The organism is Paenirhodobacter huangdaonensis, assembly GCF_004022465.1.
Classification (GTDB): Bacteria; Pseudomonadota; Alphaproteobacteria; order Rhodobacterales; family Rhodobacteraceae; genus Rhodobacter; species Rhodobacter huangdaonensis.
This window is the reverse complement of sequence record NZ_SAVA01000001.1, coordinates 318,792-339,327: the sequence shown is the minus strand read 5'-3', so window position 1 is coordinate 339,327 and position 20,536 is coordinate 318,792. Positions and strand designations below refer to the sequence as shown.

Annotated in this window: 16 protein-coding genes; 13 read left to right on the top strand and 3 right to left on the bottom strand. The window is 69.8% G+C overall.

Annotation, left to right across the window (positions count from 1 at the left end):
* Nucleotides 1-88 precede the first annotated feature (88 nt).
* A complete protein-coding gene (locus EOW66_RS01565) occupies nucleotides 89-1,537 on the top strand; it encodes a TrkH family potassium uptake protein (protein WP_128154300.1) in 1,449 nt (482 codons plus the stop codon).
* Between the two features lie 29 nt (nucleotides 1,538-1,566).
* On the opposite strand, the gene EOW66_RS01560 is transcribed toward EOW66_RS01565, so the two are convergent.
* Nucleotides 1,567-3,372, bottom strand: a complete 1,806-nt coding sequence (locus EOW66_RS01560; protein ID WP_164880990.1) for a peptidoglycan-binding protein — start codon at nucleotides 3,370-3,372, stop codon at nucleotides 1,567-1,569.
* A 170-nt stretch (nucleotides 3,373-3,542) separates the two neighbouring features.
* On the opposite strand from EOW66_RS01560, the gene EOW66_RS01555 reads away from it, so the two are divergent.
* The gene (locus EOW66_RS01555) at nucleotides 3,543-4,481 is read left to right on the top strand and encodes a glycine--tRNA ligase subunit alpha (protein ID WP_113900940.1); all 939 of its coding nucleotides are present in this window, start codon (nucleotides 3,543-3,545) and stop codon (nucleotides 4,479-4,481) included.
* A gap of 21 nt (nucleotides 4,482-4,502) precedes the next feature.
* On the opposite strand, the gene EOW66_RS01550 is transcribed toward EOW66_RS01555, so the two are convergent.
* Nucleotides 4,503-5,135, bottom strand: a complete 633-nt coding sequence (locus tag EOW66_RS01550; RefSeq protein WP_206363655.1) for a MarC family protein — start codon at nucleotides 5,133-5,135, stop codon at nucleotides 4,503-4,505.
* A gap of 108 nt (nucleotides 5,136-5,243) precedes the next feature.
* Here EOW66_RS01550 and EOW66_RS01545 point away from each other — a divergent pair, with 108 nt between their 5' ends.
* Both EOW66_RS01545 and glyS read left to right on the top strand, forming a co-directional pair.
* Nucleotides 5,244-5,726 carry a DUF6446 family protein gene (locus EOW66_RS01545; RefSeq protein WP_128154296.1) on the top strand — a complete coding sequence of 161 codons (483 nt, stop codon included), beginning with the start codon at nucleotides 5,244-5,246 and terminating at the stop codon, nucleotides 5,724-5,726.
* Between the two features lies 1 nt (nucleotide 5,727).
* The gene (gene glyS, locus EOW66_RS01540; RefSeq protein WP_128154294.1) at nucleotides 5,728-7,788 is read left to right on the top strand and encodes a glycine--tRNA ligase subunit beta; all 2,061 of its coding nucleotides are present in this window, start codon (nucleotides 5,728-5,730) and stop codon (nucleotides 7,786-7,788) included.
* 118 nt (nucleotides 7,789-7,906) lie between these two features.
* Here the strand turns inward: glyS and EOW66_RS01535 are convergent, their stop codons facing one another.
* Nucleotides 7,907-8,908 carry a sugar-binding transcriptional regulator gene (locus EOW66_RS01535; RefSeq protein WP_164880989.1) on the bottom strand — a complete coding sequence of 334 codons (1,002 nt, stop codon included), beginning with the start codon at nucleotides 8,906-8,908 and terminating at the stop codon, nucleotides 7,907-7,909.
* A 172-nt stretch (nucleotides 8,909-9,080) separates the two neighbouring features.
* Here EOW66_RS01535 and EOW66_RS01530 point away from each other — a divergent pair, with 172 nt between their 5' ends.
* From EOW66_RS01530 to EOW66_RS01490, 9 genes are all read left to right on the top strand, one after another.
* Complete coding sequence (locus EOW66_RS01530; RefSeq protein ID WP_128154291.1) at nucleotides 9,081-10,421, top strand: sn-glycerol-1-phosphate dehydrogenase; 1,341 nt, start codon at nucleotides 9,081-9,083, stop codon at nucleotides 10,419-10,421.
* On the top strand, nucleotides 10,421-11,236 hold the full coding sequence (locus EOW66_RS01525; protein WP_128154290.1) for an HAD-IIB family hydrolase: 816 nt from the start codon (nucleotides 10,421-10,423) through the stop codon (nucleotides 11,234-11,236). The genes EOW66_RS01530 and EOW66_RS01525 overlap by 1 nt, the downstream gene beginning before the upstream one ends.
* On the top strand, nucleotides 11,229-12,758 hold the full coding sequence (gene glpD / locus EOW66_RS01520) for a glycerol-3-phosphate dehydrogenase (protein WP_128154288.1): 1,530 nt from the start codon (nucleotides 11,229-11,231) through the stop codon (nucleotides 12,756-12,758). Before EOW66_RS01525 ends, glpD begins: the two co-directional genes overlap by 8 nt.
* An 86-nt stretch (nucleotides 12,759-12,844) precedes the next feature.
* On the top strand, nucleotides 12,845-14,290 hold the full coding sequence (gene xylB / locus EOW66_RS01515) for a xylulokinase (RefSeq protein ID WP_128154287.1): 1,446 nt from the start codon (nucleotides 12,845-12,847) through the stop codon (nucleotides 14,288-14,290).
* An 81-nt stretch (nucleotides 14,291-14,371) separates the two neighbouring features.
* Nucleotides 14,372-15,382, top strand: coding sequence for a sugar ABC transporter substrate-binding protein (locus tag EOW66_RS01510; protein ID WP_128154285.1), 1,011 nt, complete (start codon nucleotides 14,372-14,374; stop codon nucleotides 15,380-15,382).
* Between the two features lie 64 nt (nucleotides 15,383-15,446).
* Nucleotides 15,447-16,961, top strand: a complete 1,515-nt coding sequence (locus EOW66_RS01505; protein ID WP_128154284.1) for a sugar ABC transporter ATP-binding protein — start codon at nucleotides 15,447-15,449, stop codon at nucleotides 16,959-16,961.
* A complete protein-coding gene (locus EOW66_RS01500) occupies nucleotides 16,958-17,962 on the top strand; it encodes an ABC transporter permease (RefSeq protein ID WP_128154283.1) in 1,005 nt (334 codons plus the stop codon). The genes EOW66_RS01505 and EOW66_RS01500 overlap by 4 nt, the downstream gene beginning before the upstream one ends.
* Nucleotides 17,959-18,975, top strand: coding sequence for an ABC transporter permease (locus EOW66_RS01495; RefSeq protein ID WP_128154281.1), 1,017 nt, complete (start codon nucleotides 17,959-17,961; stop codon nucleotides 18,973-18,975). The genes EOW66_RS01500 and EOW66_RS01495 overlap by 4 nt, the downstream gene beginning before the upstream one ends.
* On the top strand, nucleotides 18,965-20,521 hold the full coding sequence (locus EOW66_RS01490) for an FGGY-family carbohydrate kinase (RefSeq protein ID WP_128154279.1): 1,557 nt from the start codon (nucleotides 18,965-18,967) through the stop codon (nucleotides 20,519-20,521). Before EOW66_RS01495 ends, EOW66_RS01490 begins: the two co-directional genes overlap by 11 nt.
* The last annotated feature ends 15 nt before the right edge of the window (nucleotides 20,522-20,536 follow it).

Here is a 20,536-nt window from a genome sequence, read left to right as displayed (position 1 = left end):
TTAACTGACCAATTTGGAAATGTTTGCAAAGTTGGCCGCAACGCGGCGCGCTATTGACGTGCGGCGGGGGGGCGGGCAAGCAGGGGCCATGATCGAGTTGCGCCCGGTGGGCTACATCATCGGCCTGCTGGCCACGGCCCTCGGGGCGGCGATGCTGATCCCGGCCGCGCTCGATTTCCTGCGCGGTGACGCCAATGCCGGCGCCTTCCTCGAGGCGGCGATCGTCACCATGACCGCGGGCGGTCTGGTGGCGCTGGCGGCCCATGACGGGCGCGGCTCGATGCTGAGCCTGCGGCAGAGCTTCGTCGTCACCACCGGCGCCTGGGCGGTGCTGCCCGCCTTCGGCGCGCTGCCCTTTCTCACCGGCGCGCCGGGGCTCGATTTCACCGATGCCTATTTCGAGGCGATGTCGGGGCTGACCACCACCGGCACGACGGCGATCCCCGAGCTCGACGAGCTGCCCGCCGGCACCAACCTGTGGCGCGCGATCCTGCAATGGCTGGGCGGGCTCGGCATCATCATCGTGGCGATGATCTTCCTGCCGGTGATGAAGGTCGGCGGCATGCAGTTCTTCCGCTCCGAGGGCTTCGACACGCTGGGCAAGATCCTGCCGCGGGCGATGGACATCTCTTCGGCGCTGATCCGGGTCTATGTCGGGCTGACGGTGGCCTGCGCGGTGACCTATGCCGTGCTTGGCATGACCGCCTTCGATGCGGTGGTGCATGCGCTGACCACGCTCTCGACCGGCGGGTTCTCGAATTACGACGCGAGCTTCGGCACCTATCGCGGCGCGCCGGAATACGCGGCCGCGCTCTTCATGCTGCTCGCCGCGATGCCGTTCATCCGCTTCGTGCAGCTTGCGCAGGGCAATCCCGCGCCGCTGTGGCGCGACCCGCAGGTGCGCGCCTTCCTGCGCTGGCATGGCTATGCGATCGCGGTGATCGTGCTCTATCGGCTGATCCGGCACGAAAGCGCATTCTGGCCGACGCTGCGCGAGGTGACGTTCAACGTCGTCTCCACCTTCACCGGCACCGGCTATGCGTCCGAGGACATCACCACCTGGGGGCATCTGGCCTTCGTGGTGCTGATCATCACCGGGCTGATCGGCGGCTGCACCTCCTCGACCGGCTGCTCGGTCAAGGTGTTCCGCTATCTGATCCTGTTGCAGGCGATCAAGGTGGCGATCCGGCGGCTCTACAGCCCGCACCGGGTGATGGGGATGCGCTATGACGGCCGCGCGGTCGAGGGCGAGGTGCTCGATTCCGTCGTCGCCTTCTTCACCCTTTTCGTGCTGACCTTCGGCGGGCTGATCGTCGCGCTGTCGCTCACCGGGCTCGCGCCGCGCACCGCGCTGACCGCGGCCTGGACGGCGATTGCCAATGTCGGGCCGGCCTGGGGGCCGGAGGTCTCGGCCAATGGCGCCGTCGACCGCTTCCCTGACAGCGCGAAATGGCTGATGGCCCTCGGCATGCTGCTGGGCCGGCTCGAGCTGATGTCGGCCTTCGTGCTGCTCTTGCCGAAGTTCTGGCGCGGCTGAGCGCCGCGCCCGCGCTCATTTCCCGGCCGTCATTTCCAGCAGGCGATCTGCACGGTGAACTTCTGCGCCTCGACGGCGAGATCCTCGGCCGCAAGCGTGCCCGTGGCCTCCGACGCTGTCGGCATGAAGCCATGCTCGGCCAGCACCTGAACCAGCGGCATCGCCTGCACCGCTTCGGTCAGGTCGGCGGGTGTCAGCTTCGTGCCATCGACCGCGCGCGGCAGCACCACGCCGACGAGCGCCCCCGAGCCGTCGAGCACCGGCCCGCCCGCGTCGCCGGCAAGCGTGTGCACCGCGAGCCGGGCGCGGCCGGCTTCGCCGGCAAGGCCGGTCAGGTCGGACAGCGTGCCGAAGCTCAGCACCGGCGCGGTCAGCGCCTCGGGATAGGAAAAGCCCGCCACCGCGACCTGGGCGCCGGGCGCGGTCGGGGCGGTTTCGAAGGTCACGATCCCCGCCGGGGCAAGCGGCTTCTTCGGCCGCAGCACCGCGATGCCGAGCGCCGGGTCGGCGAAGGCGAGCTCTGCCTCCTCGTCCTCGATGGTGATCTTGGTGCAGGCGTCGAGCCCTGCCCCCGCCGTCAGCACCGCGCCCTTGTCGTCGATGAAGGCGCCGGAGCGGGCGAATTCCGGGTGCCGCCGCTCGAGCCCCGCCATCAGGTCGCCGCGCGTCACCGTCATCGGCGTGCCAAGCGAGGGGTCGAGCGCGGTGCTGCCGATCGGCCGGAACGAGGCCTTCATCGCGGCGAGCACCCGCGCCATCTTCGCCTCCTGCCCGGGCGGCCAGGCCAGGGTGAAGCCCTTGATCAGCCCGCCTGCCAGATGTGCCTCGGTCCAGGAGTGCAGGCTGTCGCTCTGCCCGGAAATGGTGAAGCCCGAACGGTTGCGGCTGCGTTCGCCCTCGGCGGGCACCAGCGCCAGCGTCTGCATCCGGTCGTAAAGGCCATAAAGCGCGTTCTGGTCGCCCGTCTGCGACAGCAAAAGCGCCGTGACGCCCGAACCGTCCTTGGCGCGGTAGATGACGAAGGGCGGGTCGTAGCGGTCGAATTCGACAAGGCCGAGCGGCAGGTCGATGGCGATGCCGGCGTCGGTCTCCTCGACGGTCTCGAGGCCAAGCGCGGCGCGGTCGGCCGCGACGGCGGCGAGAAGCTGCGTCTGCTGTGCCGAGGCGAGCACGCCGGTCGGTGCAAAGCCCTGTGCCGCCTGCCAGGCGGCGATCGCGGCGCGGGTGCCGCGGCCGAAGGCGCCGTCGATCGTGGCGTTGTAGAAGCCCTGCCATTCGAGGGCGGCCTGAATCTCCATCCGCGCCTCGCGGTCGAGGCCGGCCTCGAGCCGCTGCGACTCGGCCAGTGTCTCGACCGGCGTCACCGGCTCAGGGACGGCGGCGATCTCGGGGGCGGCGGGCGGAGCCTCGGCCGGCGGCGGTTCGGCCGCGGCGGTTTCGGGAGCGGTGTCGGGGGCGGGGGCCTCCGGCGCCGGCGTCCCGGCCACCCCGGGCAGGGGGGCGGTGCCGTTGGGCCAGAACTGGCCGCGGAAGCGGCCGCCGTCCGAGACATAGCTGTCGCCCGGGATCAGCCCCTCGCGGCGCAGCGTGCGCAGCCGCGCCGTCGCCTCTGCGGTGTCGGCGAAGGGGCCGATGGCGATGGCATACCAGCCCGTCGACATCGCGAAACCGGCGATGTCGGGGAACATGCCGGCCCAGTCCCGCGCGCGCTCCTCGGCCTGCGGCAGCGAGGGCTGCGCCTCGATCTGCAGCCAGACCGGCTCAGCCGCTCCGGGGCCCGTCCAGATCAGCCCCGCCAGACCCGCCGCCGTCGCGAGGTGCATCGCCCTGCGCATTCCCGTCATCGTGAAACCCACTTCCTGTTCTCAAAACGGGGTGAGGTTAGCAGGCTGACCGCCCGCGTCACCCCGGAAATCGCGGGAAATCGGGCCCGGGGGCGGGGCGGGGCGTTGACCCTTGCCCGGCGCTTGCCTAGAGAGAAGGCGCTTTGAACCAGAGGGAAGCCATGTCGAACCCTGTCGCTCCGCGGTCGTTTCAGGAAATCATCCTGCGGCTCATGAATTACTGGGCCTCGAAAGGCTGCGCGGTGTTGCAGCCCTATGACATGGAGGTGGGCGCGGGCACCTTCCACCCGGCGACCACGCTGCGCTCGCTCGGCTCGAACCCCTGGGCTGCGGCCTATGTCCAGCCCTCGCGCCGTCCGACCGATGGCCGCTATGGCGAGAACCCGAACCGGCTGCAGCACTATTACCAGTATCAGGTGCTGATCAAGCCGAGCCCCTCGAACCTGCAGGAGCTCTATCTCGGTTCGCTCGCCGCGATCGGCATCGACCTTGATCTGCACGACATCCGCTTTGTCGAGGACGACTGGGAAAGCCCGACGCTCGGCGCCTGGGGCCTGGGCTGGGAAGTCTGGTGCGACGGCATGGAAGTCAGCCAGTTCACCTATTTCCAGCAGGTCGGCGGCCATGACTGCAAGCCGGTCTCGGGCGAGCTGACCTATGGGCTCGAGCGCCTTGCGATGTATGTGCTCGGCATCGACCACGTCATGCAGATGCCGTTCAACGCCCCCGACGCGCCGATCCCGCTGACCTATGGCGACGTGTTCCGCCAGACCGAGGAAGAATATTCGCGCCACAACTTCGATGCGGCCAACACCGAGATGCTCTTGCGCCATTTCGAGGATGCCGAGGCGGAATGCGGGCGGCTGCTGTCCTTCCCGGCCGAGGACCCGAATTCGGGCAAGCGCATCCTCATGGTGCACCCGGCCTATGACCAGTGCATCAAGGCAAGCCACCTGTTCAACCTGCTCGACGCGCGGGGCGTGATCTCGGTGACCGAGCGGCAGGCCTATATCGGCCGGGTCCGGGCGCTGGCGAAGAAATGCGCCGATGCCTTCGTGCAGACCACCGCCGGCGGCTGGACGCCCGACGCGGCCGCGTAACCGCTGCGCGGGGCAGGGCGCTCAGCCCAGCCCCGGCAGCAGCGCCTTCAGCCCCGTCGTCGCCATGTCGACGGCGATGGCGATCAGGATCATTCCCATCAGCCGGGTCATGATGACGCGCAGCGTCTGTGTCGTCACCCGGGTGATGGTGCCGGAAAACCACAGCACGCAGAGCATCGCCAGCAAAACGCAGCCGATCGCGAGGGCGAGTGCGACCGAGTCCGCAAGGCCCTGTACCTGCCCGGTGAAGATCACCAGAGTGGCGATCGTGCCGGGGCCGACGATCATCGGGAAGGTCATCGGGTAGAAGGCGATGCTGTCAAGCTCCTGCTGCTCGGCTTGTTCGTCGGGGGTGCCCGAATGGGCGCTGTGGCCCTTGCCGTTCAGCATGCCAAGCCCGATCGTCGCCAGCACGATCCCGCCCGCGACGCGGAAGTCGTCGATGCTGATCCCGAAGACCGAGAGCACCCGCAGCCCCGCCACCGCGATCACGAGGCACATCCCGGCGCTGAAGACGATGGTGGCCAGCGCCGCGCAGTGCCGGCTGGGGGCGTCCCAGTCCGAGGTCAGGCTGAGAAACATCGGCAACGCGATGAACGGGTTCATGATCGCGAAGAAGGCGGCGAGCGACTTGATGAAGAACAGGGGATCCAATGCGTCTTCCTTCCGGCTGTCGTGCCTGTCTAACGGCATGAGCCCGATTGTGCAAAATCCTCTTGCCCGCGCTTGCGCGGCGGCGGGCGGGCCTGTATGCGCTGGGCTATGGCGGTCAGGGGACGATATGTCGGAGGCTTTCTCGTGTTCAGCGCGCTGATCACCGGGGCTGCAGTCTATTACCTGCAGGTCTACGGCTATTATCATGCCGTCGAGGCGACGGCGCCCGCGGCCGAGATCCGTCTCACCGCGATCGAGACCGGCGCCCCCGAACCGATCCTCGCCGAGGATTTCCAGGGCATCGACGCCGACAGCTCGCCGCTGCGCTATCGCGGCTGCTTCCGCACGCCGATGAGCCTGGCGCTTCTGACCGAGACCTTCACCGTCTATGACAAGGCCACGCCGCTCAACGCGCCGGGCTGGTTCTCCTGTTTCGATGCGGCCCGGATCGGGACCGATCTCGAGACCGGCGGGGCGGTGGCCTTCCTGTCCGAACACGACATCCACCCCGGCGTCGACCGTGTGGTGGCGATCTATCCCGATGGCCGGGCCTATGCCTGGCAGCAACTGAATGACGAAGCGGGGAAGTGATATGCCCGATCTGCTGATTGAACTCTTCTCCGAGGAGATCCCGGCGCGGATGCAGCCGGGGGCGCGGGAAGCGCTGAAGAAGCTGGTGACCGACGGTCTCGTCGAGGCCGGCCTGACCTATGCCCATGCCGCGGCGTTCTCGACGCCGCGCCGCCTCACGCTTGCCCTCGAGGGGCTGAGCGCCGAGAGCCCGACGCTGCGCGAAGAGCGCAAGGGCCCCTCGACCGGCGCGAACGAGAAGGCGATCGAGGGCTTCCTGCGCTCGACCGGCCTCACCCTCGAGCAGCTCGAGGTGCGTGACGACAAGAAGGGCCAGGTCTATTTCGCCGTGGTCGAGAAACCCGGCCGCACCGCGCCCGAGATCGTCGCCGAGGTGCTGGAAAAGACGATCCGCACCTTCCCCTGGCCGAAGTCGATGCGCTGGGGCTCGGGCACGCTGAAATGGGTGCGGCCGCTGCATTCGATCCTGTGCCTGCTGACCACCGAGGCCGGCGCCGAGGTCGTCGACCTCGAGGTCGAAGGCATCCGCTCGGGCAACACCACCGAGGGCCACCGCTTCATGGCGCCGGGCCGCTTCGCGGTGACGGGCTTTGACGATTACGTCGCCAAGCTGAAGGCGGCGAAGGTCGTGCTCGACAGTGCCGAGCGCGAGGACATCCTGTGGAACGAGGCGCAGACGCTCGCTTTCGCGCGTGGCCTCGAGCTGGTGCCGGACCGCGGCCTTCTGGCCGAGGTCGCGGGGCTGGTCGAATGGCCGGTCGCGCTGATGGGCGACATCGCCGAGACCTTCCTCGGCCTGCCGCCCGAGGTGCTGCAGACCTCGATGAAGGAACATCAGAAGTTCTTCTCGGTGAAGAACCCGAAGACCGGCCGGATCGAGGGCTTCGTCACCGTGGCGAACCGCGAGACCGCCGACCATGGCGCGACGATCCTGAAGGGCAACCTCAAGGTGCTCTCGGCGCGGCTGTCGGATGCCAAGTTCTTCTGGGAACACGACCTGCGGATCGTGAAGACCGAGGGGCTCGAGGGCATGGGCGAGGGGCTGGCCCAGGTCACCTTCCACAACAAGCTTGGCTCCCAGGCGGCGCGGATCGAACGCATCGAGGCGCTGGCGCAGGAGATCGCGCCGATGGTCGGCGCGCAGCCCGATCTGGCCGCCGAAGCGGCGCGGGTGGTGAAATCCGACCTGCGCTCGGCGATGGTCGGCGAGTTCCCGGAACTTCAGGGCCTGATGGGCAGCTATTACGCCCGGGCCGCGGGCCTGCCCGAGGCGGTCGCCAATGCCTGCAAGGGCCATTACTCGCCGCTTGGCCCCTCGGACGAGGTGCCCTCGGAGCCGGTGACGGTGGCGGTGGCGCTCGCCGACAAGATCGACACGCTCACCGGCTTCTGGGCGATCGACGAGAAGCCCACGGGCTCGAAAGACCCCTTCGCGCTGCGCCGCGCCGCACTTGGTGTGATCCGGCTGGTGCTGGCGAACGGGCTGCGGCTTGACCTTGCGAAGGTTTTCGCGACGGCGAATGACAAGACCGATGCCGCCGACCTTCTGGCCTTCTTCCATGACCGGCTGAAGGTGTTCATGAAGGATCAGAACATCCGCCACGACGTGATCGACGCGGTGCTCGCCATGCCGGGCAACGATGATCTGACGCTCGTGGTGAAGCGGGCCGAGGCGCTGGCGGCGTTCCTGAAGACTGAGGATGGCGGCAACCTGATCCAGGGCTTCAAGCGCGCGAACAACATCCTCAGCCAGGCCGAGGCGAAGGACGGGGTCGAATACAGCTTCGGCGCCGATCCGAAGTTTGCCGAAGGGGCGGAAGAGACGGCGCTGTTCGCGGCACTCGATGCGGCCGAGGCGGCGATCGGCCCGGCGATGGCGGCCGAGGAGTTCGGTGCCGCGATGGCGGCGATGGCGGCCCTGCGCGCACCGATCGACGCCTTCTTCACCGCGGTGCAGATCAATGCCGGGAACGAGATCCTGCGCCGCAACCGGCTCAACCTGCTCTCGCGCATCCGGCAGATCTGCCTGAGCGTCGCCGACCTGACGAAGATCGAGGGCTGAGCCCCGGCGCAGCGCCCCTTCCCCGGCCGGGGAGGGGGCGCTGCCCCCGCCTGCCGCGGGCAGGCCCCCCGAGGTATTTCGGGCAAGATGAAAGCCCCGGGGTGTTTCCTCCGGTGCGTCAGCCGGCCGCGAGGGCGAGGGCCGTCGCCTCGTCGGTGACGAGGACGCTCGCCAGCCCGCCGCGCAGCATGGCGCGGATCGCCTCGACCTTTTCCGGACCGCCGCCGATGCAGATCCGCTCGGGCACCTGCAGCAGGTCGCCAAGCGCCATGGTGATGTGGCGGCCGTCGAATTCGCTGTGCACGATCCTGCCTTCGGCATCGAAGAAATAGCCCGCGGCAAAGCCCACCGCACCGAGGTCGCGATAGGCGGCAAGCTCGGCCTCGGTCATGAAGCCGCCCTGCACCAGCAGCGTCTCGCCGGTCAGCTGGGTGACGCCGAACACCGCCTTGGTGCAGCCGCGCAGCAGCGCGAAATGGTCGCGGATCGCCGGCTCGTGCATCAGGATCTCCTTCACATGCGGCGAGGAGACGACGCCCGGCGCGTGCAGGTTGATCGCCCGCGCGTTCAGCCGCGCCGCGATGTTCGAGGTGCAGAGCACCGGCGAGAAGTCGAAGGTGGCGGCGGAGGATCCGGTGATCTGCGCCACGGTGACGGTCGGGCAGGCGATGGCGCTGAGGTGTTGTGACAGCGCAAGCACGGTGCGCCCCCAGGCGACGCCGATCGTGTCCTCGGGCCGCAGCCGGTTTTCCAGCACCCGTGCCGCGAGATGGCCGATCTGGCCGTGCAGCGATCCGCCCTCACCCTCGCGCTGGCGCGGCAGGATGTAGCATTCCGCAAGGCCGGTCGCGGCGCAGATCTTCAGCGACAGTGCCATGCCGGCGATTCGCGTCGGGTCGATCGAGATGTTCACCACCCCCTCGTCGCGCGCCTTCTGCAGCAGGTTGAACACCGAGGCGCGGGAGATCCCGAGCTCCTCGGCGATCCGGTCCTGCTTTTGCCCCTGCTCGTAATAGAGCCAGGCCGCCCAGAGCACCTCGTCCATGCCGAATTGCGCCGGAACGGCGCGCCGGCCGGTCCGGGGCTCGGTCGTCTCGATCAAATCCGCTTTTCTTGCCATGCGTTTTCCCTTCGTCGGGCAGGGCCGAAATGCGCCCCGCGCCTTCCCGCAGTTTCGCATGAAACCGGGGCTTTTGGCAAATGCCGACGTTACGTGAAAATTGTTGTTGACGAATGACAGGCTCATCTGGCAACTTTCAATGCAAGGGAGAGCACTTGCTTGGGAGGAGCAGATGAGCTTGCCGCTGACGGCGCGCGAGAGCGCGACCGGGGGCTGGAATGCCCTCATCGAAGACGTCACCACCGGCCGCTGGCAGGACCCGGACACCGGGGCTGCGGTCACCGTGCCGTTCCGCTGCATCGAGATCGGCGACGGGTTTGCCGCCGGGGCGCGGGACCTGGTCGAGCGGGTGATGCGGGCCGAGAGCTATGCCGTGGTCTGCGATGCCGACACCGCCGAGGCGATGGGGGCGGAGGTCGCCCGGGCGATCGGGGCGAAGGCACGGCTGGTCGTGCTCGATCACCCGCATGCCGATGCGGCGCAGGTGCGGGCGCTGAGCGACGAGACCCGCGATGTCGAGGCGCTGATCGCCGTCGGCTCGGGCACGATCAACGATCTGTGCAAATACGCGACCTTCCGCGACGGGCGGGCCTACAGCGTTTTCGGCACCGCGCCGTCGATGAACGGATACACCTCGTCGACCGCCTCGATCACCCTCGATTCGGGGCTGAAGACGACGCAGAAGGCCCATGCCGCGCGCGGCGTCTTCATCGACATCGGGGTCTCGGCGGCGGCGCCGCAATACCTGATCGGGGCGGGGCTGGGTGACAGCCTGTGCCGGCCCACCGCGCAGGTCGACTGGTATTTCTCGCATGTGATGCTGGGCACGCGCTATGCCACCGCCCCCTATCTGCTGCAGGAGGAGGACGAGGCCCTGGTTCTGGCGCGCAGCACGGGGCTTGGCGCGCGCGACCATGACGCCATCGGTTCTTTGCAGCGCCTGCTGACGCTCGGCGGGCTGGGCATCGCGGTGGTGGGGATGAGCCACCCGGGCTCGATGGGCGAGCACCAGATCTCGCACTGGATCGACAGCTTTGCCGGCGCGCGGCATCCGGGCACGGTGCACGGCCAGCAGGTCGGCGTTGCCTCGGTCACCATGGCGCGGCTGCAGGCGCGGATCCTTGCGATGGAAGAGGCGCCGCGGCTGCGGCCCTGGCAGCCCGACGAGGCGGCGATCCGCGCCCGCTATCCGGCCGCCGCGGTCGAGGATTGCCTGACGGCGAGCCGGGCGAAGGCGATGACGGCCGATCAGGCCGAAGCCTTCAACACCAAGCTCGCCGCGATCTGGCCCGAGCTGCGCGCGACGCTCGGCGCGATGATGCTGCCGGCGGACGAGATGGCGGCGCATCTGCGCGCGGCCGGCGGCGGCGCGACGCCGGCCGAGATCGGCCTCGACCGCGACCTCTATATCGAGGCGCTGCGCCGCTGCCGCGAGATGCGCGACCGCTATTCGCTGCTCGATCTGGCCGAGGACATCGGCATTCTGGACGATTTCATCGAGGAGGAGGTCTGATGCGACCGCTTGCCGACCTGGACCCGGCCGCGCTGCGCGGTTGCGTCGCGGTGCTGACCGACATCGACGACACGCTGACCACCGACGGGCAGTTGCCCGCCGCTGCCTATGGGGCGCTCGAGCGGCTGGCGCAGGCCGGGCTTGCGGTGGTGCCGATCACCGGCCGCCCGGCGGGCTGGTGCGACATGATCGCCCGGTTCTGGCCGGTCGCCGGGGTGGTGGGCGAGAATGGCGCCTTCTACTTCAGCTATGACCGCACGGCGCGGGTGATGCGGCAGCGCTTCTTCGCGCCCGAGGCCGAGCGTCAGGCGAACCGTGCCCGGCTGAATGCGCTGCGCGAGCGGATCCTGCGCGAGGTGCCGGGGGCGGGGATCGCCTCGGACCAGCTTTACCGCGAGGCCGATCTCGCCATCGACTTCTGCGAGGACGTGCCGGCATTGCCCGAGACCGAGGTGCAACGCATCCTCGACATCTTCGCGGAGGCAGGGGCGGTGGCGAAGCTGTCTTCGATCCATGTGAACGGCTGGTTCGGCGATTACGACAAGCTGTCGATGACCCGGATCTTCGCGCGCGACATCCTCGGGTTCGACATCGACGCCGAGCGGGCGCGGGTGATCTTTGCTGGTGACAGCCCGAACGACGGGCCGATGTTCGGCTTCTTCCCGAACAGCTGCGGCGTGGCGAATGTGCGCGACTTCGCACCGGGCAGCTTCACGCCGCCGGCCTTCGTCGCCGCCTCGGAAGGGGGCGCGGGGTTCGTCGAGATCGCCGAGCGGATTCTGAGCGCGCGCGTGCCGGAGGCGGCCGATGCCTGACATGGTCGATCTGTTCATCATCGGCGGCGGCATCAACGGCTGCGGCATCGCGCGCGACGCGGTCGGGCGGGGCTATTCGGTTGTCCTGTGCGAGCAGGGCGATCTGGGCGGGGCGACCTCGTCCTCCTCGACGAAGCTGCTGCATGGCGGGCTGCGCTATCTCGAACATCACGAGTTCCGCCTGGTGCGCGAGGCGCTGATCGAACGCGAGGTGCTGTGGGGCATCGCGCCGCATATCGTGCGCCCGCTGCGCTTCGTGCTGCCGCACAGCAAGGGGATGCGGCCGGCCTGGCTGCTGCGGCTTGGCCTGTTCATCTATGACCACCTCGGCGGGCGCAAGCTGCTGCCCGGCACATCGCGCGTCGACCTGAAGTCGGGGCCGATCGGGCAGGGGCTGCGCGACGGGCTGACGCTTGGTTTTGAGTATTCGGATTGCTGGGTCGAGGACAACCGGCTGGTGATCCTGAACGCCATCGACGCGGTCGAGCGCGGTGCGACGGTGCGGGTGCGCACCCGCTGCACGAGGGCCGAGCCGCGCCCGGGCGGCGGCTGGCGCGTCACGATCCGCGACGAGACCGGCCGCGAGGAGGTCATCGAGGCGCGGATGCTGATCAATGCCGGCGGCCCCTGGGCGAATGATGTGGCGCGCACCATCGCACGGCGCCCGCCGAAGGGGCGGGTGCGGCAGGTGCAGGGCTCGCATATCGTCGTGCCGAAGCTCTACGATCACGACCGCTGCTTCATCTTCCAGAACGGGGACGGCCGGATCGTCTTCACCATCCCCTACGAGGGGCGCTTCACCCTGATCGGCACCACCGATCGCGACTATCCGGGCGACCCGGCCAAGGTCGCGGCCTCGCCCGAGGAAATCGCCTATCTGTGCACGCTCGCGAGCAGCTATTTCAAGCACCCGGTGACGCCCGCCGATGTGGTCTGGACCTATTCCGGGGTGCGTCCGCTTTATGACGACGGCAGTTCCGAGGCGCAGAAGGCCACCCGCGACTACGTGCTCGAGCTCGACACCCGGGCCGAGGCGCCGGTGCTCTCGGTCTTCGGTGGCAAGATCACGACCTATCGCCGGCTTGCCGAATCGGCGCTGGAGCGCATTGCTTCGTGCCTCGGAGACCCTGAGGGAGGCCCGCGGCTGCCGGCGGGATGGACCGGGCAGAAGGCACTTCCGGGCGGGGACTTCGCGCCCCTGGCATTCGACGCCGAGCGCGACGGGCTGCTGGCGGACTATGGCTTTCTGGGCAAGGCCGAGGCGACGCGGTTTCTGCGCTATTACGGATCGCGGGCGCGACGGGTTCTGGGAGGGGCCCGCAGCCGTGCCGATCTGGGCGAGGCCTTCGGCGGCGGTCTGACCGCGCGCGAGGTCGACTACATGCGCGCGCAGGAATGGGCGCGCAGCGCCGAGGACATCCTGTTCCGCCGCTCGAAGCTTGGTCTCGTGCTGAGCCCGGCCGAGGTGGCGGCGCTGGAACGCTACATGGAAGGACCGATGCCGAAACGTCAGAGCGCCTGAGCGCGATCGCGCCGGGAGTGGAGGCCCGGGGCGCTCTGATCCAACCGGCCGCACGGGAGGCGGCCGTATAACAGGGAGGAGACGCGATGTTTCTGGGGATCGACCTTGGAACGTCGGGGGTGAAGTGCATCCTGATGGATGACGCCCAGAGCGTGATCGGCGAGGCCTCCTCGCGGCCGCTCGAGGTGAGCCGGCACCGGCCGGGCTGGTCGGAGCAGGACCCCGAACTGTGGTGGGAAGCGGTGAGCGAGACGCTCGACAGCCTTGCGGCCGGGCATCCGGCGGCGATGGCGGCGGTCGAGGGGATCGGGCTGTCCGGGCAGATGTATGGCGCGACCGTGCTGGACGCGCGCGATCAGCCGTTGCGTCCGGCGATCCTGTGGAACGACACCCGCAGCGGCGCCGAATGCGACGAGCTGATGGCGGGGGTGCCCGATCTGGTCGCCCGCGTCGGGCGCCGGCCGACGCCCGGGGTGACGGCCAGCAAGATCCTGTGGCTGCGCCGGCACGAGCCCGAGACCTATCGCCAGATCCGCAAGGTCCTGCTGCCCAAGGACTATGTGCGGCTGCGGCTGTCGGGCGAGAAATCGACCGACCTCGCCGATGCCAGCGGCACGATGTGGGTCGATCTGGCGGCGCGGAACTGGTCGGACCGGATGCTCGAGGCCTCGGGGCTGAACCGCTCGCACATGCCGCAGCTGGTCGAGGGCACCGAGGTCTCGGGCCGGCTGCGGCGCGAGCTTGCCGCCCGCTGGGGCATGCACCGCCGCCCGGTGATCGCCGGCGGTGGCGGCGACAACGCCTGCGGCGCCTGCGGAACCGGGGTGATCGAGGATGGCGACGGCACCGTGTCGCTCGGCACCTCGGGGGTGCTGTTCGTGGCGAACGACAGCCCGCGCCCGGCCGGCGATTACGCGATCGAGACGCTGTGCCACGCCGTCCCCGGCCGCTGGCACCAGATGTCGGTCCTGCTGTCCGCGACCTCCTGCCTGACCTGGCTCGGCGCGCGGCTCAAGCGCGACCCCGGCGAGCTGGCCCGGGCACTGGGCGAGGCGCCGCTGCCGGCGACGGGGCTGATCTTCGTGCCCTTCCTCGACGGCTGCTGGTCGCCGCGCTCGGATGCCTCGGTGCGTGGCGGGTTCTATGGTCTGGCGCATCAGCACGACGACCTCGCGATGGCGCAGGCGGTGATGCAGGGCGTGGCCTTCGCGCTGCGCGACTGCGCCGATGCCTTCCGCTCGGGCGGCTCCGAGCTGCGCCGGCTGCTGGCGATCGGCGGCGGCTCGCGCTCGCGGCCCTGGCTCGCGATGATCGCGACCTCGCTCGGGGTCGAGCTCGACGTGCCGCGCACCGGCGCGCTTGGCGCGGCCTTCGGGGCGGCGCGGCTCGGCATGATCGCGGCGAGTGGCGCGGCGCCCGACACCGTGCTGCGCCGCCCGGCGCTGCGCGAGGCGGTCGGGCCCGAGCCCGCCCATGCCGACGGTTACACACAGGCCTACGACCGCTGGAGGACGGTCGCGGCGTTGTGCTGACGAAGGGGCGGGCGCCTTGCGGGGCGCCGGCCAAGGATCCCGCCCGGGAACAGGGCGGTGCAACAGTGGAGGAGAGACGACATGACCGACGATTTCACCGGCGCGGGCCTTGGCCGCCGTGCCTTCCTCGCGGGGGCCGCGACGCTCGCCGCTTCCGCCGCGCTCTGGCCGCGCGAGATGCGCGCCGCCGCCGCCGACCGCAAGTTCGCCGCAGCGCTCGGCTGGACGACCTATGACTCGGGCCGCCACCTGCAGGACGGGTTCAACGCCGCGGTGAAGGAGCTGGGCGGCTCCCTGACCACCACCGACGCGGGCTTTGACGCGCGGGTGCAGTCCGACCAGATCGACTCGCTCGTCGCCTCGAAACCCGAGGCGCTCTTCGTCACCCCGGCCGACGCGGTGGCGATCGCCCCGGCGGTGCAGCGCGCGATCGCCGCGGGGATCCCGGTCTTCTGTGCCGACAGCTCGGTGCCGGGCGCGATGATCACCACGACGGCGATGTCCTCGAACTTCGGCATGGGTCAGTATTCCGCCGAGTTCATCTGCAAGGCGCTGAACGGCAAGGGCAAGATCGCCCGGGTGATGCTGCCGCAAAACGAAAGCTGGGATCAGCGCACGCTCGGCATGGAATGGACGCTGCGCCGCTATCCCGAGATCGAGATCGTCACCGAATGGGCCTTTGCGCTGGCCGGCAATGTCACGCCGCGTCAGGCGGTCGACAACATCCTGACCTCGAACCCCGATGTCGATGCGATCTGGTGCGCCTGGGATGGCGCCTCGGTCGAGGGCACGCTTGCCGCCCGCGCCGCGGGGCGGGCCGACCTGATCCTGACCGGCATCGACGGCGGCTCGCAGGCCTTCAACTACATCGCTGCCGATACGCCGCTGAAACTCTCGATGGCGCAGAGCTTCTACGAGATGGCCTATGCCAGCGTCTTCTATGCGCATGAGGGGCTGGCCGGGCGCAAGACGCCGCGGCTGGTGATCACCCCGACCTATGCGGTGACCCGAGACATGCTGCAGGCGGGCATTCCCGACGATTACGACGTGCCGGGGCGCGCCGGAGAGCTGGGCTGGACCCGCGCGCTCTGACCCGGGCCGGGCCGCGGGGGACCCCCGCCCGCGGCCCGCAAACGCAACATGAGGAACTGAAGCCATGGCAACGCCCGTTCTGACGGCGTCCGATGTGTCGAAGCGGTTCGGCCCGGTGCAGGCCCTGCGCGGCGTGGACTTCCACGTCGAGCCGGGCGAGGTGCACGCCCTGCTCGGCATCAACGGCGCGGGAAAATCCACCTTCATCAAGATCCTCTCGGGGATCATCCAGAAAGACGGCGGCACGCTCACCGTCGCCGGCCGCGAGGTGCATTTCCGCACCCCAGAGGACGCGATCCGCGCCGGCATCGCCACGGTGCAGCAGCACCCCGAGCTGGTCGCCGACATGAGCGGGCTCGACAACATCTTCCTCGGTCGCGAGACCGCCGGCCGCGGGCTGTTCGGCCGCATCGACCGCGCCGGGCTCGAGGCCCGCGCCGAGGCGCTGCTGGCGCGCTTTGCCGTGCCGCTCGATCTGCGCCAGGAGGTCGGGCAGATGTCGGCGGTCGAACGCGAGGCGGTGGCGATCCTGCAGGCGCTCGCCGTCGACGGCATCCGCGTGCTGATCCTCGACGAGCCGACCTCGACGCTGACCGAGGTCGAGCGCGAGGACCTCTTCGCGCTGATGAACCAGCTCAAGACCCGCGGCATCTCGATCATCTACATCACCCACCAGCTCGAGGAGGTCTTTGCCATCGCCGACAGCTTCTCGGTGTTCCGTGCCGGCACCTGCGTGGCGCGGATGAGCGTTGCCGAGGCGCGCGAGAGCCGGGTGTCGCTGGCCGAGCTGATGCTGGGCGAGGCGATCGGCGACGTGTTCCCGCCGAAGGCCGGCGCGCCCGCGGGTGCGGCGCTGCTCGAGCTTGCGGGGCTCGGCCGGCCGCACGAGTTCACCGACATCAGCCTTCAGGCCCGCCGCGGCGAGATCCTCGGCATCTTCGGGCTGGTCGGATCGGGCTGCGACGAGCTGTCGAAGACGATCTTCGGCGCGCTGCCGGCCGTGCGCGGCACGATCCGCGTGCATGGCCGCGAGGTGGTGCTGCGCTCGCCGCGCGCGGCGCTCGATGCCGGCATCTTCCTCGTGCCGGGCGACCGGCGCAGCGAGGGGCTGGCGCTGAGCCGGCCGGCGCTGTTCAACGTGCCGCTCGCCAACCTGCGCCGCGCCTCGGGCGGGTTCTGGGCGCTGCGCCGCGGAAGGCTGCGCCGCGACGCGCAGGAGCTGACGCGGCAGGTGGCGCTGCATCCGCCCAGCCTGACCACGCCGGCGAGCGGCTTTTCCGGTGGCAACCAGCAGAAGATCGTGCTGGCGAAGGGGCTCTACAGTCAGGCCGACATCTACATCTTCGTCGAGCCCACGGTCGGCGTCGATATCGGCGCGCGGGCGAAGATCTATGCGCAGATGCGCGCGCTCGCCGAGACCGCCGCGGTGGTGGTGATTTCGAGCGACTGCGACGAGGTGCACGGCGTCTCCGATCGCAGCGTGGCGCTGCACAAGGGGCGGCTGGTGGCGCCGGGAGCGCGCCGGTTCAGCCGCGACGAGCTGCTGATGGCTGGGATCATGGGGGAGGTTGCGGCATGAGCCGGCTGAACGATCATTTCCGCGGCGCGGCCCGGGTTCTGGGCTTTGTCGCGCTGGTGCTGGGGGTGGGCGCGGTCTTCGCGCTGATCGAGCCGCGCTTTCTGAGCCACGCGAGCCTGAACGGCATCGCCCGGCACATGGCGGCGAACGGGCTCGCGGCACTTGGCCTTACCTTCGTGGTGATCGTGCGCAAGTTCGACCTGTCGATCGCCGGCATTGCGGCTTTCGCGGCGATGTCGATGGGGGCGATGATTGCCGCCGGGCTGCCGCTCTGGGCGGCGATCTGCGGCGGGATGGCGCTTGGCGCGGTGCTGGGCGCCGTCTCGGGCATCGCGATCAGCTATTTCGAGCTGCCCGACATCGTCACCACCATCGCCGTCGGTTCGGTCTGCGGCGGGCTGGCGTTCCTCTACACCGGCGGGCGCTCGATCTTCCAGAACTTCTTCCAGAGCGGCATCACCGATCTCAACGATGCCCGGCTGCTGGGGCTGGGCGTGTCGCTGTGGATCTTGCTCGCGGTCTATGCCGCGGCCTGGTTCGTGATGAGTCGCACCCGCACCGGCATGGCCTTCTATGCCACCGGCGAGAACCCGGTTGCGGCGCATTTCTCGGGCATCGCGACGCGGCGCTTCGTGGCGCTCGCCTATGTGCTGTGTGCGCTGTGCACGGTGCTGGCGGTGCTGCTGATCCTGGCGGAATCGGGCAATGCCGAGACCAACAAGGGCGCGAACCTGATGATGCCGGCCTATGCCGGGGTGTTCCTCGGTGCCGCGGTGATGGGCGGAACCTCGGTCGTCGCCACCTTCGGGGGGATCTTGCTGATCACCATGCTGCTCGACGGCTTCGCGCTGATGGGGGTGCCCTACTACTACAGCGACGGGGTCGTCAGCCTGATCCTGCTGGGCGGGGTGATCGCCTTTTCGGACAGCCTGCGTGAGTGGATCACCGGGCTTGGCCTGCTGCGCCCGCGCGCGGCGCGGAAATCGGAGAACAGGGCATGACCATGACCTATATCGACAAGACGACCCGCCCGGGCGGCACCCTGCGCCGGCGCATGGCGCGGCTGACCACCGATCTGTGGCTGCCGGCGGCGGTGGTGGTGCTGACCCTCGCGGTGGCCAGTGTCCGGCCGCAGATCCTCGACGCCGGCAATATCGCGGCGGTGCTGAAATCCTTCTCGGTGATGGCGGTGATGGTGCTCGGCCTGACCTGGGTGATTGCCGCGGGCAAGATCGACGTCAGTTTCATGCAGGTCGCGGCGCTCGCCAACATGCTCTGCGCCTGGAGCCTGGCGCAGGGCTGGGGCTGGGGCGCGGCGATCGGTGTGGCGCTGGCGGCGGGGCTTGTTGTCGGCGTGGTGAACGGGCTCCTCGTCTCGGCGATGCGGCTGCCGGCGCTGATCGTCACGATCTCGACCGCGGGGATCTGCGCCTCGATCGCGGCGGCGCTTGGCAAGGGCACGGTGATCCGGATCGAGACGCCGGGACCGCTCGCACCGCTGCTCGACCCGGTGCTCGGGGGCGCGGTGCCGCCGGTGGTGGTGCCCGTCCTGCTGATCGCGGCGCTGGCCTGGGTGGTGCAGGAGCGGCTGGCGATGGGGCGCTACATCTACGCGATGGCGCAGAACGAGGCCGCGGTGCGCAGCGTCGGCGTGCCGGTGGTGGGGCTTGGCGTGCTGCTTTTCGCGCTGTCGGGGGTGAGTGCCGCCGCCGCGGGGGTGCTGCTCGCCGAGCATCTCGCATCGGGTCAGCCGATGATCGGCGGACCTTACCTGATCAACGGGCTGACGGTCGTTCTGCTCGGCGGCATGATGGTGCGGGTCGGCAAGCCGAACATCCTTGGCACGCTCACCGCGACGCTCTTCATCGGGGTGCTGTTCAGCGGCACGGCGCTGCTCGGCCTGCCCGATTACCAGCGCCAGATCATCCAGGGGGCGCTGCTGCTGATCGGGCTCGCGGTCGCGACGCTGGCGGCGCGCCACCACGGCGCGGGAGGGCACCGCGATGGCGCGTGACATCACCATCGGGCTTGATTGCGGCACGGGCGGCGCGCGGGCGCTGGTGTGCAACGCGGCGGGGCAGGTGCTTGCCATGGCAACGCGCGACTACCCCACCCATTACCCGCGCCCGGGCTGGGCGACGCAGGCGCCCGCCGACTGGTGGCGCGCGGCCTGCGGCGCGATCCGCGAGGCGGTCGGGCGCGCCGGCATCGACCCCGCCCGCATCGCCGCGATCTGCGCCGACGGCACCTCGAGCACGCTGGTCGCGCTCGACGCGGAGCTCGAGCCGGTCTCCGAGGCGATCCTGTGGATGGACAACCGCGCCTCGCCGCAGGCGCGCCGGATCGAGGCGACGGGCCATGCTGCGCTGCGCCGCTCGCGCGCCGGGGTCAGCGCCGAGACCGCGCTGCCGAAGATCCTGTGGCTGCGCGAAGAGGCGCCCGAGCGGTTTGCCCGCACCCGCTGGTTCGTCGAGATGGCCGATTATCTGGCGCTGAAGCTGTCGGGCCGGCTGACGCTCGGGCAGAACCTGACGATCAACCGCTGGTTCTATGATCCGCGCGCCGGCGGCTGGCCCGAGGATTTCCTCGCCGCGATCGGGCTTCAGGGCATCACCGCGCGTTTCCCCGAGGAGATGCCCGCGCTTGGCGATCCGATCGGGCCGCTTTGCGCTGCCGCCGCGGCCGAGACCGGCCTGCCCGCGGATGTGCTGGTGGTGGCGGGCGGTACCGACGCCTATGTCGCGATGGTCGGGCTCAACACCCTGCGCCCGGGCGAGACCGCCCTCATCACCGGCACCTCGCATCTGGTGCTGCCGGTGGTGGCCGAGGATGTCGAGATCGAGGGCCTCTTCGGCCCGCATCCCGATTGCGTCACCCGCGGCCGCTTCGTGATGGAGGGCGGGCAGGTCTCGTCGGGCGCGATCCTGCGCTGGTGGCATGATCTGCTGCATGAGGCGGGCGACGGCTATGGCCGGTTGCTGGCCGAGGCCGAGGCGGCGCCGGCCGGGGCGAACGGGCTCGTCGTGCTCGACTTCTGGCAGGGCAATCGCAACCCCTTCACCGATTACGACCTGCAGGGCGCGATCTGGGGGCTGACGCTCAAGCATTCGCGCGCCGAGGTGACGCGGGCGCTGATGGAGGCGGTGGCGCTTGGCACCGCGAACATCCTCGGCCGGCTGAGCGCGAAGGGCCTTGCGGTCGACAGCATGACGCTGGCGGGCGGGGTGCTGCGCTCGCCGTTCTGGGTGCAGATGCACGCCGATGCCACCGGCACGCCGCTGCGCATCCCCGAGGTGGGCGACGCCACCGCCTTCGGTGCCGCGATTGCGGCGGCGGTCGGGGCGGGGCTGCACCCCTCGCTCGAGGCGGCGGCGGAGCGGATGGTGCGGATCCGCGACGAGGTGCACCCCGACCCCGGGCGCACTGCGCAGTTCCGCGCGCAGCTTGAGCTGTACCTTGAAACCCATGCCGCGCTGCGGCCGCTGATGCACCGGATGGCGGCGCGCAGCCGGGCGAGCCCCGCGCCCGTGGCGCCGCCCCCTGCCACCGTGCCCGCCTGATCCCGGGCCGGCCAC

Coding starts and splice junctions, on each gene's coding strand:
- EOW66_RS01490 (WP_128154279.1), top strand. CDS start 18,965: ATGGCGCGTGACATCACCATCGGGCTTGATTGCGGCACGGGCGGCGCG.
- EOW66_RS01500 (WP_128154283.1), top strand. CDS start 16,958: ATGAGCCGGCTGAACGATCATTTCCGCGGCGCGGCCCGGGTTCTGGGC.
- xylB (WP_128154287.1), top strand. CDS start 12,845: ATGTTTCTGGGGATCGACCTTGGAACGTCGGGGGTGAAGTGCATCCTG.
- EOW66_RS01530 (WP_128154291.1), top strand. CDS start 9,081: ATGAGCTTGCCGCTGACGGCGCGCGAGAGCGCGACCGGGGGCTGGAAT.
- EOW66_RS01510 (WP_128154285.1), top strand. CDS start 14,372: ATGACCGACGATTTCACCGGCGCGGGCCTTGGCCGCCGTGCCTTCCTC.
- EOW66_RS01535 (WP_164880989.1), bottom strand. CDS start 8,908: ATGGCAAGAAAAGCGGATTTGATCGAGACGACCGAGCCCCGGACCGGC.
- EOW66_RS01565 (WP_128154300.1), top strand. CDS start 89: ATGATCGAGTTGCGCCCGGTGGGCTACATCATCGGCCTGCTGGCCACG.
- EOW66_RS01525 (WP_128154290.1), top strand. CDS start 10,421: ATGCGACCGCTTGCCGACCTGGACCCGGCCGCGCTGCGCGGTTGCGTC.
- EOW66_RS01505 (WP_128154284.1), top strand. CDS start 15,447: ATGGCAACGCCCGTTCTGACGGCGTCCGATGTGTCGAAGCGGTTCGGC.
- EOW66_RS01555 (WP_113900940.1), top strand. CDS start 3,543: ATGTCGAACCCTGTCGCTCCGCGGTCGTTTCAGGAAATCATCCTGCGG.
- glyS (WP_128154294.1), top strand. CDS start 5,728: ATGCCCGATCTGCTGATTGAACTCTTCTCCGAGGAGATCCCGGCGCGG.
- glpD (WP_128154288.1), top strand. CDS start 11,229: ATGCCTGACATGGTCGATCTGTTCATCATCGGCGGCGGCATCAACGGC.
- EOW66_RS01560 (WP_164880990.1), bottom strand. CDS start 3,372: ATGCGCAGGGCGATGCACCTCGCGACGGCGGCGGGTCTGGCGGGGCTG.
- EOW66_RS01495 (WP_128154281.1), top strand. CDS start 17,959: ATGACCATGACCTATATCGACAAGACGACCCGCCCGGGCGGCACCCTG.
- EOW66_RS01545 (WP_128154296.1), top strand. CDS start 5,244: ATGGCGGTCAGGGGACGATATGTCGGAGGCTTTCTCGTGTTCAGCGCG.